This window comes from Chitinophaga arvensicola (genome assembly GCF_900110835.1).
GTDB lineage: Bacteria > Bacteroidota > Bacteroidia > Chitinophagales > Chitinophagaceae > Chitinophaga > Chitinophaga arvensicola.
This window is the reverse complement of record NZ_FOJG01000002.1, coordinates 1,951,966-1,971,323: the sequence shown is the minus strand read 5'-3', so window position 1 is coordinate 1,971,323 and position 19,358 is coordinate 1,951,966. Positions and strand designations below refer to the sequence as shown.

Annotated in this window: 6 protein-coding genes; all 6 read left to right on the top strand. The window is 47.6% G+C overall.

All coding sequences use genetic code 11. The features are described from left to right. Entirely contained in the window at positions 1-252 is a 252-nt protein-coding gene (locus tag BMW79_RS25355) for a hypothetical protein (protein WP_089899660.1), read from the top strand. A gap of 255 nt (positions 253-507) precedes the next feature. After that, complete coding sequence (locus BMW79_RS34435; protein WP_407641649.1) at positions 508-735, top strand: transposase; 228 nt, start codon at positions 508-510, stop codon at positions 733-735. Between the two features lie 328 nt (positions 736-1,063). After that, a complete protein-coding gene (locus tag BMW79_RS25345) occupies positions 1,064-1,414 on the top strand; it encodes a hypothetical protein (protein WP_089899657.1) in 351 nt (116 codons plus the stop codon). A gap of 59 nt (positions 1,415-1,473) precedes the next feature. Continuing rightward, on the top strand, positions 1,474-2,652 hold the full coding sequence (locus BMW79_RS25340) for a hypothetical protein (protein ID WP_089899655.1): 1,179 nt from the start codon (positions 1,474-1,476) through the stop codon (positions 2,650-2,652). A 516-nt stretch (positions 2,653-3,168) separates the two neighbouring features. Continuing rightward, positions 3,169-10,605: a SpvB/TcaC N-terminal domain-containing protein gene (locus BMW79_RS25335; protein WP_089899653.1), complete on the top strand. Its 7,437-nt coding sequence runs from the start codon at positions 3,169-3,171 to the stop codon at positions 10,603-10,605. Between the two features lie 40 nt (positions 10,606-10,645). Further along, the gene (locus BMW79_RS25330) at positions 10,646-19,345 is read left to right on the top strand and encodes a Tc toxin subunit A-related protein (protein WP_177192324.1); all 8,700 of its coding nucleotides are present in this window, start codon (positions 10,646-10,648) and stop codon (positions 19,343-19,345) included. Positions 19,346-19,358: the final 13 nt, after the last annotated feature.

Sequence of the window (19,358 nt, the reverse complement as noted above, 5' to 3'; positions counted from 1 at the left end):
ATGTATTTAGATTTTGAAAATATTTTTGATACTGAATATAAAGATGGGGAGGATATGAATAGGACTATAGCGGTATTAAAGAGAAGTGGCGCAACACAGATGGAAACCGTAATGCTTTTAGTAAGAAAATTGAAAATTTCTTTAGCAGATGCAGATTCATTAGTTGTCAACTCTGAGGCATGGAAGGAAAATAAGGATGCTGTGGAGAAGTTCAGGAATGATTTTGGTGATTATCTTAAGAATGTCGAATAAAAGCTCGTTTAAAAAGCACATAAATAGAAAACCCGGTCTGTTGTGACTGGGTTTTCTATTTATGTGCGAATGCCTTCTTTGTCCTGGCGTTTTGTAGCAGGCTATCGATAGTATATAAAATGCAGTGTTGATCTTCTTCAGGCAATGAGCTGATTTCATTAAGGCGCTGTAACATAGCAGGATCTTTAACGGTATTGTCTTGTCCTAGAATAGGTTTACACTTTTGATGTAAACCTATTCTAGGACAAGACACCCATCGAAATCCGCCAGATCATTTACACTACAAATCTCATAGAAAACTTAAATGGGAAAATCAGAAAATACACCAAAAATAAACTCTCATTCCCTACAGACGAGGCTGTGCTTAAATCCGTATACCTGGCCTTACGGAAGCTTCAAAAAAATGGACCATGCCCATTAGAAAACTGGGGCATGATCCTTAATCAGTTCTTAACTATCTTTGATAAAAAGGTGAGAATCTAGTTATCAATTTGACTCCCCGATTTTTTTATTTACGCACTTAGTGAAATAGTCCCGTAATAAAATTGCCAGAACTCCCGCAGCGCGTCAATGTCGATTTTGTTTTCATGATTGGCATGAAGCTGTTGCTTTCTACTATCAGATCATCTAACTCATATCCTTGTATTGGCGGGAGTAGCTCATTTCTAATATCCCAAATCCATAGTTTGACCATTTACCCGTATCAGTACCTACTAAGCTTTGCTATCCGTTCATTCTAATCTGATTGCATAGCACACTTTTCTCTTCTTATCTTTATTTACTTTTTTACTAAAAAATAACAGAGAGATCAATGGATACTTTATATCCCGAACTTAAAACGTACATCTATCAATATTGCCTGGAGTTTATGACAGAGGACGAAATAATGGCGAAGAGAACGGTTTTGTATAATTTCTATATGCCATCCGAATCGACCCTGTCAAAAATGAAGGAAAAAGGATGGATAAGTGACCATCCCAGAATACACGCCATGATAACAGATGGAGCGGAAGCACTGAAGGACAGGATTGTAAACCGGATCTGGGACGAACATCGCGATGAATTATGTTTAAATCTTTGTCCGGTTTGTAATAAAATTGCCAGAACTCCCGCAGCGCGTCAATGTCGATTTTGTTTTCATGATTGGCATGAAGCAACTTAAAAAGTTGCTATTATCGATGTATATTTGCACGAAACCCGGTTTTATCAATACCTGTTCCTATGCCCATGACTATCCGTATCCAGGCTCTGCTGGCAATGCTTTTTTGTCTGTTCTTTTTTCCCACTAAAGCGCAACCACCTCATCATGAAAAGTTTTTTCTTAATCTGGATAAACATCCGGATGACACCATCGCGGGAAAACTATTTGTACCTATAGAGGATACCTATATTTATAATCTCTTTGGTAACCCGGCTCCCATAAAAAAAACGCAGCTGCTGATAGGAGAGCATATCTATATAGTAAAGACCGGAGGGCGGAGGGAGATATGGAGCAGCTTTACCTATTTTGGAGAGCGCGATATCCACGCTGAATTCTTACCCTGGGAAATGGTGCAGCCCTATCATGAAAGAGTTTCACCTGGCGCCGTGAAGGATTCCATTAACGAAGACTGGTATCTGTTTGGCGACAGCTGGGTGAAAGACGAAATAAAAAAGCTATTGCCTTTTATACTTTTAGCGCTCTGCCTACTTCTTTTTGCCGGACACTGGTACTGGAATAAAACATTTGAGGTATTCCGGGACTTTTTGAAAACGAGGTGGGGAATGGCTGCTGTTATAGTCATTATGCTTACCTATCCGATAGTACTTTTTTTCTGGCCAGGTTATATGTTGAACTTTCACCTGCTTAGCAATTGGAGCTACCACTTGTTTTTTTGGTCATCCGGGCTGATGGAGACAGCTACGGTTCCCATTGTTTACAATTTCCAGCATATCGCTTTTATTGCAGTTACCATGTTATTGCAGCTGATGTGCATTTTATTGGCAGTGTGGGCATCCGGCGCTTACCTGTCCTTTTTTACACTATATATTGCTACACCCCGGTATCGGATATATGGCCGCCGGTATGCTTATGGAAATCCTCCGGCAAACATGAGTTTTGATAAGCTGGTCATGTATTGGTTTCAGTTTATGGTACCTGTATTGTTAAGCGCGCTGCTTATGTATTATTTTATACCGGTGAATGATGAGTATAAATGGAGGTCGCTCCTGATACTGATAGGGCTGGTATTGACGATGATCCTGATTTATCATACCGTATTCTCTAAAATACCCATTCTACATGAATGGCTGCTGAAAGCCGGCAGGAATTTGCTGGGTTTCTGTGTGCATGTAGTGCTGCTTTTTATAGTGCTGCTGACAATTAACCTGGTGAATTACTTATGGATGATCAGGTCCTGAGCGGAAGCATCTGTTTGATGTTAATTTAAATTCAAATGAAACCATATATCTGCTTAATACGGGATTTTTCCCGGTATGTTTATAACATAGAAATATTAGTTACGGGAGATGGGAGATGAGAAGTGATCTATTGCAGGTCGATCGCCTTATGCGTTTTTACGATCTGGATTGATGCCTTTTAAATCCTTTGCTGTGGGTTGTTTAGGCATATATTTTTTCTCAGAAAAGTACGATGGATATGCTCTGCCCGGGTGCTTTTGTAAGCATATAAAATAAGGAAGGATTCCAATCGAAATTTTTTTATTAAAATAAATTGCTGGAAAAATAAATTGTTGGAAGTAAAAACTTATCCTTAAGTTTACTTTACTTTTAGATATCGTTAGCCGATTGTATCAAATCTCAAAATAACTGTTATGAAAACCATTTTGTATCATACCCTCAACAGGTAAGGATCTGATGATGCACTTGTTTTAAGACAATACGACTTTACATAAGGAACGTAATACACCCTATTTGATGAAAACAACAGACTCTCCATCTGAATTGTCAGGCATTGTCGTCCCTCAAATTACCCTTCCTAAAGGAGGTGGCGCCATAAGTGGTATCAGTAATACATTTCAGCCCGATGCTTTCTCCGGAACCGGTAGTTATACTATTCCTTTGCCCGTAACGCCGGCCAGAGGATTTGAGCCATCACTATCGCTTTCCTATAACTCCGGACAAGGCAACAGTGCATTCGGACTAGGATTTTCATTGACATTAAGCAGCATTACAAGAACCACCAATAAGGGCATTCCCAGGTATATGGGAACTGATATTTACGCATTGACAGGTGAAGGGGAACTGGTGAAAACAACGGAGCGGGTGGCGCAACTCAATGGAGAAAGCTGGTTGGTAACAGCATACCTCCCAAGAGTGCAAGGCTCCTATGCCTGCATTGAACAATGGGTAAGTGAAAAGGACCATACTTCCTGGTGGCGGGTTATTTCCATGAATAATACCACAACCGATTTTGGTACTGCCAGCAATTCCCGTATCACGCATCCGGCCGATCATACACAGATATTTCAGTGGTTCCCGGATACATCAACAGATGCAAAAGGAAATAAAATAGCGTATACCTATAAGGCGGAAAATGATCATAATGTTCCTCCTGCTATCTATGAAGTGAACAGGAGCTACGAAGCCAACAGGTATCCGCAATCGGTGAAATACGGGAACTACACCGACAGTAAAGGAAATGCACAATACGCATTCGAAATGATCTTCGATTATGGCGAATATGACCTGTCGGATCTTCATCAAAAAAATGCAGATCCTTATACGCCTGTACGGGAATGGGCATACCGCCCCGACGCCTTCTCTTCCTATAAAAGCGGCTTCGAAATACGCACCTGCCGCCTTTGTCAGCAGGTATTACTGTTTCATCATTTTGAGGAACTGGGAACCCCTTGCCTGGTGAAGAGCATCGCATTGACTTACGACGCGCTGCAACACTATCAGCCGGTACAGATTGTCACGATGTCGTTACTGAAAAATGTGGCCTCCACCGGCTACAGGAAAAATGATGACGGCAGTTATGATAGTAAAACATCGCCTGCGCTTGCATTGGATTATACCCCGTTTAATGTGCCGGAGTCGCCCGTGTTTGAAGTGCTGGAAATGGATGGTAATACGATTCCGGGATACCTGGGCGAACAGGGCTTTTTGCCGGTAGACCTCAACGGAGAAGGCTTGCCGGGATTTCTTTTCAGCAACGAATATATCACCACTTACCTCGCCCCGCAAGGAGACGGCAAATACAAATTGCCGGAATCCCCCGCGCCCTTTCCCATTGAAAGAAATTTACAGGATAATAACGCCTACCTGGTAGACCTGGACGGCAACGGACAGCTGGAGCTACTAGCCGGCAGAGGTTTCTATCAGTATAATAACGATGGGAGCTGGAGCAGCTTTCAGTCATTCCCGTATAACGCTGTTGATAGCAGCAATCCTTTCCTGGAAGTGACAGACATGAATGCCGACGGCAGAAGTGATCTGCTGCTGGCTACCGGAGAAGAGATACTGATCTACGCCTCTGCAGGTAAGGAAGGTTTCCGCCAGGGAAGCATCACACAGAATGAAAATGGTATCCCTGTTAAAGCGGCTGATCCATCCGGGCAACTGGTAGCCTTCACCGATATGTTTGGCGACGGGCTATCCCACCGGGTATGTATTTCAAGCGGATTAGTAGAATGCTGGCCATGCCTGGGTTACGGCCGGTATGGAAAAAAGATTACATTCGGTAATGCCCCTGAACTGGGCATCGAACTGGATAACAGCCGCCTGTTCCTGGCAGATATAGACGGTTCCGGTACCACCGACCTGGTGTATGTATCTTCCCACACCGTTACCATCTACATCAACCAGAATGGTAATTCCTTCTCACCTCCCATTGTAGTGAATCTTCCCTTCCAATACGGTCTGTCGGATCAGATTCATTTCATGGATGTAAAAGGCAACGGCACCAGCTGCCTGGTTTTTTCGAAGATGTTACCCGTACCTGTACATTACTACTATGATTTTGTCAGCGATGGGATGAAGCCTTACCTGCTGAACCAGATCAGCAATAATATGGGGGCGGTTATCTCCATCAGGTATTGCAGCTCCACAAAGTTTATCATGGAAGATAAACGAGCAGGCCGCCCCTGGGTAACCAGGCTGCGATTCCCGGTGCAGGTGGTGGAGAAAATGACCGTAAACGATGTGTTGTCCGGTACGAAGACCGTTAACAGCTATAAGTATCACGATGGTTACTACGATCCGGTGGACAGGGAGTTCCGTGGCTTCGGCTTTGTTGAATCCTGGGATACGGAAACCTTGCTGGAGTATACGCAAAGCACCGACAACCCGGATTTTCCGGTGAACAGGTTAAACAAGGAATTGTATGTGCCTCCCGTTTATACCAAAACCTGGTGTCATACCGGCGCCTTCCTGGAGAATGAAGCCATCATCCGGCAGTATCAGCAGGAATATTTCCAGGGAGATCCGCAGGCACTGAACTTTCCCCCAAGCGTTTTTGATCCGGCGATTTATGAGGCGGATGCAGCAACACTACGACAGGCATATGCAGCCCTGCAAGGTTTCGTGATGCATAAAGAAGTATATGCCAATGATGACCAGCCGGCATCAGTAAACCCATATACCGTTGATGCTTCCAATGTAACTGTGTTGCTGATACAGCCTAAAGGGGATCAGCCTTATGCTTCTTTTGCAGTGCAGAGCCGCGAGAGTATCAGCTACAACTATGAAAGAGAACCCCTTGATCCGGCCATTACGCAGGACTTTACGCTGGAGGTAGATCCGCTCTGCGGCAGCGTATTGCTGTCGTGCAAAGTGTATCTCCCCAGGCGCAGTGGGCCTTTTGCAGACAGCCATGTTTATTCCGAACAACAGCAGCTAAAGGTAACGGCTCAACGAAACAGCTATATCAATACCACCAGTCAGCAGCCTTACCGTTGGCGGGGTGTACTTTACCAACAGGAACAATTTGAGATCATTCATCCAACTCTCAGCGGCGCTTATTTCACTTATGACACTATCAAAACGCAGGTAAATACCGCCCTTGAGCAGATCATTCCTTATCTGGCAATCCCAGCCCCTCAGATATTACAGGCGCAACAGCTTACAATCGGGCAGGCATACTTCTGGAATGAAGCACAGGACGCCATGCTGCCACTGGGTCAGTTGTCGTCACGGTCATTAATACACCATCAGCAGAACGCTGTGTTTACTGCCGCAAATATCAGCTACCTGTTTGGTGAAAATATGACAGCGGATATCATCCGGGATGCCGGCGGCTATTACCTGGATACAACTACCGGTTACTGGTTCAACAGGGGATTGGTACAACACTATAATAACACCGCTGCATCGTTTTACCAGTTATCCAAAACAGAAAATTCGTTTGCAGATCCGTCTTCTTCGCTCTTTAAAAAAAGCACCTTTTCTTACGATCCATACTACTTCCTGGTTACAGATTGCAAAGAATACCTGGATGCCGGTAATGTCAATGAAACAACTGCCGTTTGCGATTACCAGGCTATGAAGTTGCGACAGATGGTGGATATTAACGGCAACGTTACACAGGTATTATACGACCCGCTGGGAAATGTAGTGGTAAGTGCTTTATTCGGCAGCGAAGAAGGTGTTCACACGGGCGCTATGCGGTTATATGAGTACCTCAGTGAGCCTGCGGAATACGTGGTGCGAACCACCAACAAAGACAGCGGTCCCATTACTTTCGATGACGTGATCAACGATCCGGCCTACTATCTGCAAGGCGCAGCTACTTATTTCTTTTATGACCTGGATGCTTACCAGCGGGATAATCAGCCGGTGAATAATATTACCCTCACCCGGACAGATTTCTATCACATAAATGGCGGCACCAGTACCTTCGCCTGCCAGCAAATGATTCAATACAGCGACGGACAGGGGAGAAGCATTGAAAGTAAACAACTCGCGGCAGGAAATAAATGGCAGGCGTCAGGCCGGGTGGTTTACAACAACAAAGGAGGCGTGGCCGAATTGTATCTTCCCTATTACAGTGATTCCCCGCATTATGAATCCCAACAGGACCTGGTGAAGGAATTTGTTCCCCCGCCCACTATCACACAATATGATGCGCTGGGAAGACCCATACGCACCGATTTTCCCAAAGGTTTTTACAGCTCCATCGTATATACACCGTGGGAGGAGAAGGCATACGATCCGGATGATACGGTGATCACCTCTCCCTACTACATCTCTTTTATGGCGAATTATCCTGCTAATCCTACGCAGGAACAGATCAATGAGAAGGATGCCCTGCAAAAAGCAGCTGCATTTTTCAATACGCCAGCCATACAGATCAGGGATAATACGGGCAGCGTGTTCCTGAAAATTCAGGATAACCTGGGATATGTGGCTAATACGGCCTTTGCTGCCATTGTACAGGGTTCGGCGGTTACGTCGCAACAGGTGTGGGATGAACTCGTCCTTAAACAATATCTTTCCGCAGATGGATATGTAACTGTGAAGTTTCAGCCTTATGAACGTGGGTTTGTTCTACAGCTGGGGACGGCATTCAATAATTTTATTCCGCAAATTACCGCACTGTTAAAGCAAAACTGTGTCACCGCATACTACGCTACCGATATCAGCAGCAGGATTACCACCGTTATTGATGCGCGACTGTATTATTCAAATGTTACAAAAGCAACCAACTACTATAATTTCAGGTATGGTTATATGATGGGAGAACAGGATGCGATACTGACCGACAGTATTGACGCAGGTAAACCATACAACCTGAATAATATTTTTGGCAACCTGGTATGGTCCTGGTCTCCACGCAACTACAACCAGCTGATCAGCTACGACCGCCTGCAACGGCGTATAGCCCTCCGGGTTAAACAGATGCTCCCGGCGGATAAAGTTGAACTGGCTGACCAATACCCGCTGGCGGAGGTATTTACCTATGGCGAAACACAGCCGGATGCCGCAGCGAAGAACCTGCGTGGGAAGATTTATCAATTGAATGACCTGGCCGGCATAGGCACCCGCTATGTTTACAATATACAGGGCAACTCACTGAAAGATTCCAGGCAACTCACGGAAGACTATAAACTGCCGCCGGACTGGAACAATCCTGCATCTGTGCCCCTGGCTCCTGAGATCTACGATATGGTGTTTTCCTACAATGCACTCGGACAGGCACTCACCCAGCAAACCCCTGATAGTACCATTACCACTACCGGTTATGATGTACAGGGGCTGGTTAATGCCGTCACCGTTACCTACGAGGATAAAACCACACAACCTGTAGTAACGCAGATCGATTACGATGCGAATGGCCAACGGACCAAAGTGTATTATGCGAATGGCGTGAGAACGGCATTTACTTATGAAGATACCACTTCCAGGCTGCTGCTGATGAAAAGCACCCGACAGAACAATGATGTGCTGCAGCAGATCGGGTATACCTACGACCCGGTGGGGAATATCACACGGATGACGGATGCCAGCATCGATATTGTGTTCAGCAATAACCAGAAGGTGGAACCTGTATCGGATTATACCTATGATGCGCTGTACCGGCTGATCATTGCCAATGGCCGTCAACATCCGGGGATCACTGCCACCACCTACCGGAATAATGTGGCCGACGGCGATTTTAAGCAAAGCAAATTCAGTCAGCTGCCGGCAGATCAATCCGGGCTTGAAAATTACCGGGAGCAATACAGTTATGATGATGCTTTCAACCTGGTAAGCACCCGTCATACAGCCGTTTCTTCATCATGGACCCGGGACACGCCGGTGGAAGATAATTCCAACCGCCTGCAGGGACTCACTTACGACGCATCGGGGAATCTCCGGCAGCTGCTGATCAATAACGCGGTGCCTCTTTCCTATAACTGCTGCGAAAACCTGGTGAAAGCAGGCGTCATTGAACGGCCGCAGGAACCGGATGACAGCGACTACTACAACTACGGCAGTGATGAGATCCGTGTGCGCAAAGTATGTGAATTGGTGGCGCATGGAGGCGGGTCTGTGAGTATTACAGAGAAAGTTTACCTGGGCAATTATGAAATTAAATATGAGAAAGCAGGAGGCGCTACCACACTGAACAGGCAAACGCTGAGAGTAATGGATGGCGGCAATTGTGTGCTGATCATTCAATACTGGAAGCAGGACGATAACAAAAAAGAGGCTGCACCCGGTACGCGGCAACTGCGCTGGCAGTTGAGCAACCTGCTGCATTCCGTGTCGATGGAGGTAGATACCACTGCACAGCTGATCAGCTATGAAGAATATTTTCCTTATGGCGGTACCAGTATCATCGCCGGAAGTAGCCAGGTGGAAGTGTCCCGGAAGGATTACCGCTATGCGGGAAAAGAATGTGATGATAGTACGGGGTTGTATTACTATGGCGCACGATATTATGTATCCTGGCAGGGCCGCTGGCTGAAGCCAGATCCGGCAGGACCAGTGGATGGGATCAATCTGTATTTTTTCTCCGGAGATAACCCGGTCACTTTTACAGATCCTACCGGTAACTCAAGAGAGGTGGCAGTCACCCCAAGGGTGAGGCAGCGACTTGAGGATGCACAGGGCGCGATTACATATGCCAGAAACAACGTGCCATATGCCGGTAACGTTTCGAATGATGTAGTAACCACCCGTGCTGAAAGCACGGCACGTTTCAATGTTTCCAGGGATATCCTGCGTACTACCTTCCTGGATGCGGAAGGCACCAGTGCTACCGATGCCTTCAACAGGGCCTCCTCCGCCATTGCCGCACATGGAGGTGCCTGTAATGAATTCAGTGCACTTACCCATAGTTACCTTATTAGCCGGCCCACCACCGAACCGGTAATCAGGCTGTGGGATGCCACAGCGCATCACTCCTTTACTCTTATTGGTGATCCGAGAGCGCTGCCGGAAAGTGAACTGGTGATAGCCGACGCATGGCCCTCCCAATACCAGGCATCTACTTATGCAGATATGGGATGGAGCCATACTTTCAGCCCTGCCACGCTGTCTATTACCACAGAAACACCACCGGTATCTGCCCAACAGGCTGCGTTAAATGCACAGACATTCACTGCTGCATATGCCAGAATTCCTGCGGTAGGACAAGCGGGTGGCGGACTACCTGCTTATACTCCAACGAGTACGGCCGGAAGGGACGATCCAAGAGGTACGCTTGCTGCGGGCGAAACATACGATCAATACTACAACAGAACGCTGACCTGGAACGGCCTCTTTGGCAATACGCACAGCACTGCACAGCGGGTACCACACTTCTACTATTCCGAAGCCGCTGTTGGTACTGGTATATTCCTTGTTCCGGGTGTAGAAAGCACAAATGTTACAAGGACTTATCACACCGGGCATGTTAGCAATTACCTCGGATTGTGGTTCCACTGATATACATGGACTCTTTACATTACCTCAATACAAAATAACCATGAACTCCCAGAAAACAACAGCTCCGGTAATACCTGCTTCACTCAGGGATTTCTATCACCGGCATCCTGCATTTGATATACTGAGTGTGAACCTGCTGGACAAAGACGTGCTTACTTCCCATGGATTGAAAACATCCTCCGAAGAAGTGCAGCACCTGCGTAAGTGGCAGCGCGTTTCCCGCATTTCGCCAGACGACCATACCGCGCACACGCTTTACGAAGAGGGGATCGACTCCGCCCAGCAACTCACTACCATGAGCCGTACTACTTTCCTGCATCAATACCAGAAGAAACTGGGAGATGCCGGAACCGCCAACAATGTATACGACAGGGCGCTGCGGGTAAAAGACCAGACCATGCACCTGCTGGGTACGGTGAATGGCGTGGTGGCCAACAGCTATTTCCGCAACATGGCAGTGAATCATATCAGTGATGAGGTAACCGGTTATTTTGAAGCGCTGTCCGACTACCAGGAAATCTTCGGCAGCCTTAACTTTTGCTCCTGTGAGGAATGTAAATCTGTGCTTGGCGCCGCCGCTTATTTCGTGGACCTGATGCGGATCATCGATAAAGCGATTACAGTACCCAACTCACATAGCGCCAATCCTGTTCCCCCGGGACTTACCCTGCAGGCACGCCGTCCGGATCTCTGGAATATAGAGCTGAACTGCTCCAATACAAATACGATGGTACCGTATCTCCAGATAGTGAATGCTATTCTTGAGAATACGGTAGAAGATGCGCTGATCAATGAAAACCCGGGCACTTACCCCGTGGTATGGCAGGCAATGGCCACCGCTGTATATCCTTTTAATATTCCCTATAACCAGCCGCTGAACCAGATACGCGGACTGCTCAAACAATTCCAGCTCACCCTGAGCGCTATCATTGCCGCATTTGATCCCACCACGCTGCTGCCTTTAGGTTATGCCGTAGAAGAACTGAACCTCTCCTACGAAAGCTATCAGCTTGTAAAAAAAGTAGCTACCACCGGGGCAGACCTGACAGCCGCCTACGGTACGCCCGTTGGGAACAGCGATAACGGTGGATTGGATGTACTCACGAAAATGCTGGATCAGACGGCGCTTGAACGGAGCGAATTTATGCTCCTGCTTCACCAGCAGTTATCCCCGGAAGAACGTGCAGGCGTTACGTATAGTTATGTACCCACTATCTTTGGTACCCGGCTGATGCTCGTTTTTTTCGGAAATGAAGTACGTGGCTCCTTTAATGAAAGTTATGGTACCCTCGAAGGTACTATCAGGGATAATATCATTACCGGTACCTGGTCACAGGCCGGTGTAGATCCTCCGGATAACCAGGGTAGCTTCCAGTTTACCATGGCTGCCAATCTATCTTCCTTCACCGGAAAATGGATGAAAGGATACGAAAGTGAATGGGATCCTACGCCCTGGAATGGTACCCAAACCGGCGATGCACAGGCCACTACGCTGGCGCACCAGTTATTCATCAACCAGGGATTGAGCGCCAACGCCTACATGGAAGTGGTGGTGAATAAAACAGATCCGGATCATCCTTTTGAACAGATCACCAACATCAACCACGATACACTCGATCGGCTGAACAGGTTTATGCGCCTGGCGGCTGCCATCGGATGGGATTACCCTACGCTCGACTGGCTCATGACCTCTTTTGGTTATACCGCTGTTACCGACGAGATGCTGGTAACACTGGCGAATGTAAAGGCCTTGTCGGACCGGCTGAATATTCCCCCGGTTAATCTTGCCGCCTGCTGGTTCGATATCAAAACCACGGGCATGGGCGATGGTACCTATTCCCAGGCGCTCTTCGATACCATCTTCAACGATCCTGCCCTTATCCGCAATGGGGAAGACCTGGATTATTATCATCCCACAACAGCCATCAGTGGCAATGATAAAAATGCACTTTTTAATAATTCGCTTTACCTGAATACGCCGATCGACTGGATTGTAAGCCAGACGCTCTACAATACCGAAAATGCCGACGTAACCCAGGTCATGCAATCCTCGCTGACCTACGCACGCAGGATTGTTTCCGGTATCAAAGCCTGTAACAATGATCTGACCGCCATCGCTGCCAATTTCTTTCCGGATACCTCCAAGATCACGCTGGGTGTGAGTAACCTGTCGCTCTTATACCGGCATACCCTGCTGCCCGCGCAACTCGGCCTGCCGGTAACAGATTACCTGATCCTGCTTAAGCTGACCGGTATGTCAGACAAACAGCGACTGATGCCCGCAGAGATCAAACAGATAGCAGATGTAGCGGACTGGATGAAACTGGCCGGGTTCAATGTGTATGAACTGAACTATATTCTCAATAGTGTGACCAGTTTGTATGTCAATACCGGGTATACGAAAGACTCCCTCAGTGCTTTCCTGAAATCCTTTGTGTTGAATATGCAGCCGTTACTGGCTGCCAGCAACAGTTTTGTTTCCAATATCATTACCACGGATGTATCCACTGCGTTCTTCAATTATTTTACCACCAATAGCTTTATTGATGCCAAAGGCGTAGTGCTGAAGTCACTGACAGATACAGAAAAAGCGAAGATCAAAACCATCACTTTACCTGACGGGACTTCGTATACGCCTGATGCCGCACAGCTCAATGATGTACAAAAGCGGTTGAACCAGATTAATACAGATCAGCAACAGGCGGTTACCAGCAACCTCGCAGGATTTTTCGCAGCGGAGGTGCCTTTAACAGCTGTTATGATCAATGGTATTGGTACCATACAGAAGATAACATCTGTAGTGGCTTTGCTCATGAGCAATACCGGTGCAGATGATCCGCTGGTGGCGGCGTTTATCCTGATGTTCTCACAACACCTGCTGCTGTCTGTGAGACTATCACTCACGCCGGATGAACTCAGCAACATTTACCAATATCCGGCGGCCTACCTGGATGGCAGTAAAGACGTATTTAATTTTACGCCCCTGCTGCTTTCCAATGTGATTAATATCTGGAAGATGAAAAGCCTGGTATATACTTTCCAGGATACAAAAAATCAATTCATTAACTTCCTGGCGCTGGTGTCGGCAGGGAAAGTAAATGATGATGAACTGGCAAAATTGTGCGCACTCACGGGATGGCCGCTGGACCAATGCGTATTTGTGTGCAACCTGTTGTTTGGCGCGGGAAATCTGTGTAGTACTGTTAGCCAGATTTACCAGGTAAACAATTGTTTTGTACTCGGGCTGCAGTTGGGATTGGATATGTATTTTATGAAGTCGCTGGCTTCACTCAAATTACTACCGGCCGCTGATACTACCAACTGGCTCAACTTTACGGATAGTGCGAATGCGCTGACAGGGGCGTTGCGTGCGCGTTTCGGGGATCAGGCCTGGGTGGCTGTCTACAAAAAATATAATGGCCCGCTGCTCGAACAGCAGCGGAATGTGCTGGAAGCATTCAGCATATGGAAGCTCCGCAAAACCTATGCAGACATCACCAATTCAAGGGCGTTGTATGAATACCTGCTGATTGATGTAGACATGGGAGGATGCAGTGAAATATCCCTCATCCGGCAGGCGCTGAACTCTGCACAGTTGTACCTGCAGCGTTGCCGCCTGAACCTGGAGATCAATGTGAGTATCAGTAAAGATGATATTCCTGATAGCTGGTGGCCATGGCTGATGAGTTACCGCGAATGGGAAGCCAACCGGCAGATCTTCCTTTACCCTGAGAATTACCTGAACCCGGCACTGCGCAGAACAAAGACGAATCTATTTAACCAGCTGGAAAATGATTTGTCGCAGAATGAAGTCACCAAGCCCAGTGCAGATCTGGCTTACAAAAAATACCTCGATAGTTTCAGCTACCTGGCAAAGCTGCAATATGTAGATGCCTGCCAGTATGTTACGCATGATCCTACTTTCGGCGCTACCGATACGCTTTATCTCTTTGCCCGGTCACAAACGGATCCGGCCAACTATTACTACATCACGCGGCAGTCGGGCAGCATCTGGTCTGAATGGAAGGAGATCAAGATCACCATTCCATCCATGTTCATTACGCCGGTATATGCGTTTAACCGGTTATTCATTTTCTGGACGGAGTTGTCTTCCGCGCAGGTAGCAGATCCTACGGCGAACAGCGACAGTGCCCGTGCTACTGTTACAACTGCATCCGTTAATTATTCCTTTATTGATTTTAATGGTAACTGGACGCAGCCACAATCGCTCATCAGCAACCAGCCTGTTAATGTGGTGAGCAAAACGGATTTGCATGCACCATTCGACCCTGCACTGTTTGATGCGGATCAGCCCTATTGGTATAAGGTAGCGGCAATACCGGTGACCGGCGATCATTTTGCGGATCCTGCGGTAGGAAGACTGAGCGGTGAAAAACTGATGATCTATTACGGTCCGTTGCTGTCGGTAAATGAGCGCAGCAAGACTTTAACGCCCTCTAAAATAACGCCGGGCAATGCCAGTATCGTTGCTTTTGAAGACACATTGGGTACTGCCGTCGGCGATTATAATGAGCTGGTGTGGGGGCCTGAAAATGCCCAGTTGCCATTGATGGGATCATCGGTAGTGGACGACATGCTGAATCCATCCTGGCTGATCAATGAGGATGAGTTCAGGTATCTGGAAAATGATACTTTCGGAGATAACTCCACACCCGCCTTCCAGGCAGGATTTGACGATGTATCCGGTGCGCTGGTGTTGGTGCCGGTGTATAATACGATCGGAGCCAACTATACGGAAGGTATGGGCTTACAGCCTATTACCGCATTTCCTCCGGTGCAGTCGGCTACTATCATGTCTTTCTACTGGCCGGAGGGCGGCATCTCTGCGGAAGATTCAGAAACTTATTTCTATAATCTCCAGGCGCCATCCGGACCACTCAACCCGGAAGGTGTTATCGATCCGGATATCGTGGTGTACAGGGTCAGTATGATAGAATCTCTCATACAGGCAGAAAGTAAAACAGTGGCCCGCTATGTACTCGATACGCTCTTACAGCTTTTCCTTGGCTCTCCGTTAATACTGGGTAAGCCTCAGGGTGCAGGCGCAGGAGTAATTCCTGTGCGGAATACGCCTTGCAGTTTCATTTTCCTGCATCCCGGTGGTAGCTTCCTCATTGAACCGGAGGCGGTTGTTCCGGAAATAACAAGCGCCCTGGAAGTAGCCTCGACCTTCGGATGGGTAGGCGATACGTCCTTCATCAACTTCGGGATTGACATCAATGCGGCGAAGTCACTCAGTATTTACAAGGGCTTGCAAACAGCGGTAATCGGTGTGGTAGATGCCAATGGCATCGTAGACATGGATCTTGCTGCCGGGCTGAAACCGAATATGATCAATGGGTTGCTGCTCATTACCCTGTTGCAGGCACAATGGGTGCTGAATGTATTGTTATCTTCCGGCCGTACCGGCATACAATACGACAGCAAAACGGTGAATGAGGACGTGGATTATAACACCATGAAATTTAAATCTACCAGGCTGAATACAGGTGCGGTACAGGATCTCAGCAGAAGGCTGTTTGCCGGTGGAATAGATGCCGTGCTGGCGTTGAGCGCACAGCAGGCGCCCGTTAATATCGGCTATAGCTTCAGCGATTATCTGCCAGGGCCGCAGGTATCGTTGCCGGCAGCCAATTACAACAACCAGGTAGATTTCACCGGGCCGTATAGCCTGTATTACTGGGAGCTGTTTTATTATGCACCTACTATGGTAGCATCTTTGTTGAACAGCAATCAACAGTTTCTCGAAGCGGAACAATGGTACCAGTATATCTTTAACCCTACATTACCACCGTTCATTTTATCGCCTGATGCCTTTATCAACAGGGATATCAGTAAAACGCAATCAGAGCAGTTCTATACCAAATTGGTTACTTCGGGTTATATCGCCGGCGGTAATGTTACCAGTGCCGGCAACAGTGCTACTGTAGAGCAGATAGCGCAGATACTCGGGCTGAATCTCGCCAGGGATCCCAATGGCAATAATTTAAGAACAGCCCGGGAGATGCAGAACATGTTGCAGAACAATTATCTTTCTACACCATTGGTTCGCTACTGGCAGTTTAATCCTTTCCGGAACCATACTATTGCCTCTATACAGAGCGATCTGCAAAACCCGGTGCAGATAAAGGTTTACAACGATGATCCTTTCGATCCGGATGCTATAGCGCGACTGAGGATTGGTGCATATGAGAAGAATACGGTGATGCAGTATATCGATAACCTGCTGGACTGGGGGGATATGGAGTTCACCCAATATACCTGGGAAAGCATCACTACTGCTACGATGCTGTATGTATATGCTTACGACCTGCTGGGGCCAAGGCCCGAAGACCTGGGCCCATGCAGCAGTCAGCCTTCCGCTAACTTTGCAGATATCCAGGCCAAATATGGCGTAGACATACCACAGTTCCTGATAGACCTGGAAAGCACCGTCGGCAACCGGCTGGATCAGAACACCGGGAAGTCGGGTATTGCCTATAATGATCTGAACGTGTATTTCTGTGTGCCGGACAACAGCCAGTTTATGGGCTACTGGGACCGGGTGGAAGACCGGCTTTATAAAATCAGGCATTGTCTGAATATCAATGGTATTGCACAGCCGTTGCCTTTATTTGATGCACCGATAGATCCTAACCTGCTCATCAAGGCCGCTGCAGCCAACAATGGGGTGCTGGGCGTGCAGTATCCGTTCCAGCCCGCCGTGCCATATTACCGGTTTACGGCTATGCTGGCCCGTGCGTACAGTATTACCGGCGCCGTTATACAGCTGGGCAATACACTGCTGACCGTGTTGCAGAACAATGATGCAGAGGCGCTTTCGCTGCTGAACTCATCACAGCAGATAGCACTGCTGAATATGATGACGGTCATGAAGCAACAGCAGATTGAAGAACAGAAAAACACTATCACTTCCTTAAACGAAGCATTGCAAAGTGCGCAATACCGGCAGACGTATTACAGTGGGCTGATCGACAATGGCCTGAGTGGAAATGAAAAAGCGGCACTCATCATATCCGGCTCTGTGGGAGCGCCACAGGCGCTTGCCGTAGGTATTTCCGGTGTAGCCCTGGCAGGTTACCTGTTGCCCAATATCTTCGGTTTCGCGGATGGTGGTATGCAATTCGGGGAGGCGATCAATTGCGGCGCACAGGTCAGCGATGGCATCGCCGCCATGCTCAACCAGAGTGCATCGATCCTGACAACGGTGGCGCAGTTCGACAGAAGGAATGAAGACTGGGGCCTGCAGCAGCAGACCGCCGCCTTTGAAGTGTCGCAGATGACGGCACAGATAGCAGCGGCACAGTCGCAGCTTTCATTCTACCAGCAGGACCTGGCAGTACACCTGAAAAGTATAGACCAGGCAGCACGTGTGTATGATTTCCTCAAAACAAAATTCACGAACCAGGAATTGTATCAGTGGATGATTAACCGGGTATCATCTATCTTCTACAACAGTTACCAGCTGGCCATGACCACTGCCCTGGCAGTACAAACCACCTACCAGTATGAACTGAACAACAGTGATACGTTTATTACGTACAACTACTGGGACAGTCTGCGTAAAGGACTGCTTTCCGGAGAAGGCCTGCAGTTGTCGCTGCAACAGATGGAGACTTCTTATCTGAATCATAACTCCCGCAGTCTTGAAATTGAAAAGACGATCTCATTGCGGCAGACGTATCCACAGGAATTCCTGAAATTCATCTGGGGGCATAATAACGGTGAGCAGGGCGTGTTCAATTTCACCCTGAGCGAGCGTATGTTTGATTTTGATTATCCCGGTCATTACTGCAGGAAGATCGCAAGCATTTCCATATCGCTGCCGGCGATAGTTGGGCCTTATCAGAACCTGAACGCTACGCTGACCCAAAACTCCAACTATGTGCTGCTCAAGGCAGATGCACAGGATGTAACGCCGGTGAATTACCTGGTGTACCTGACGAGTACGGATTTTCAGGGTACCACACCGGCGGCGCCGTCTTCCAGTGTATTGCGTACCAACTGGATGCCCGGACAGCAGATCGCCGTATCGAAAGGAGTGGACGACAGTGGTATGTTCCAGCTCAATTTCAACGACGACCGCTACCTGCCGTATGAAGGTACCGGTGCGGTATCCAGCTGGACTTTCAAGTTGCCGCCAGATACCAATCGTATCAATTTCAACAGCATTTCAGATGTGATTGTGAAGATCAGGTATACGGCGCTTGACGGCGGCAGCAGCTTTGCCGCGAAAGTGAAGGCGCTCTATAAAACGCCGGCGCCGCAGTATGTAAACCTGCTGGCGAAAACCATGGAGATGAACCAGGCTTACGCAGATGCATGGTATAAGTTGTTTGTTACACCTCCGGTAGATGGTAAGCAATCCATCACCTTCAACGTAACAGATAATTATCTGCTGACCACACTCCGGAATATAAAGCTCCATGCAGTGTTGGTGCAATTTGAAGCAGCAGAGAATGCGGCAGTCAACGGCCCTGATTTTATCAGTCTGACGATCGGCACAGGCACTGCCAAAGACATTTCCATCACAGATAATTTTGGTGAAATAACACCGGCGGGCGTTAGCGGTGATGGATCTGCTGTGATGTGGAAACTGACGTTTGATATCAACAAAACACCGGCTATCCTCCTCAACAACAGTACGCCTAAATCACTGGATCCGGCAAAGTTGCTGAATCTTGCGATGGCGGTGGTTTACGAGGCAGATGTGTTCTGATAGACCTTATTTT

Bases quoted from the DNA above. Each gene is read 5' to 3' on its own strand.
- BMW79_RS25330 (WP_177192324.1), top strand. From the start codon at position 10,646: ATGAACTCCCAGAAAACAACAGCTCCGGTAATACCTGCTTCACTCAGG.
- BMW79_RS25340 (WP_089899655.1), top strand. From the start codon at position 1,474: ATGCCCATGACTATCCGTATCCAGGCTCTGCTGGCAATGCTTTTTTGT.
- BMW79_RS25345 (WP_089899657.1), top strand. From the start codon at position 1,064: ATGGATACTTTATATCCCGAACTTAAAACGTACATCTATCAATATTGC.
- BMW79_RS25335 (WP_089899653.1), top strand. From the start codon at position 3,169: ATGAAAACAACAGACTCTCCATCTGAATTGTCAGGCATTGTCGTCCCT.
- BMW79_RS25355 (WP_089899660.1), top strand. From the start codon at position 1: ATGTATTTAGATTTTGAAAATATTTTTGATACTGAATATAAAGATGGG.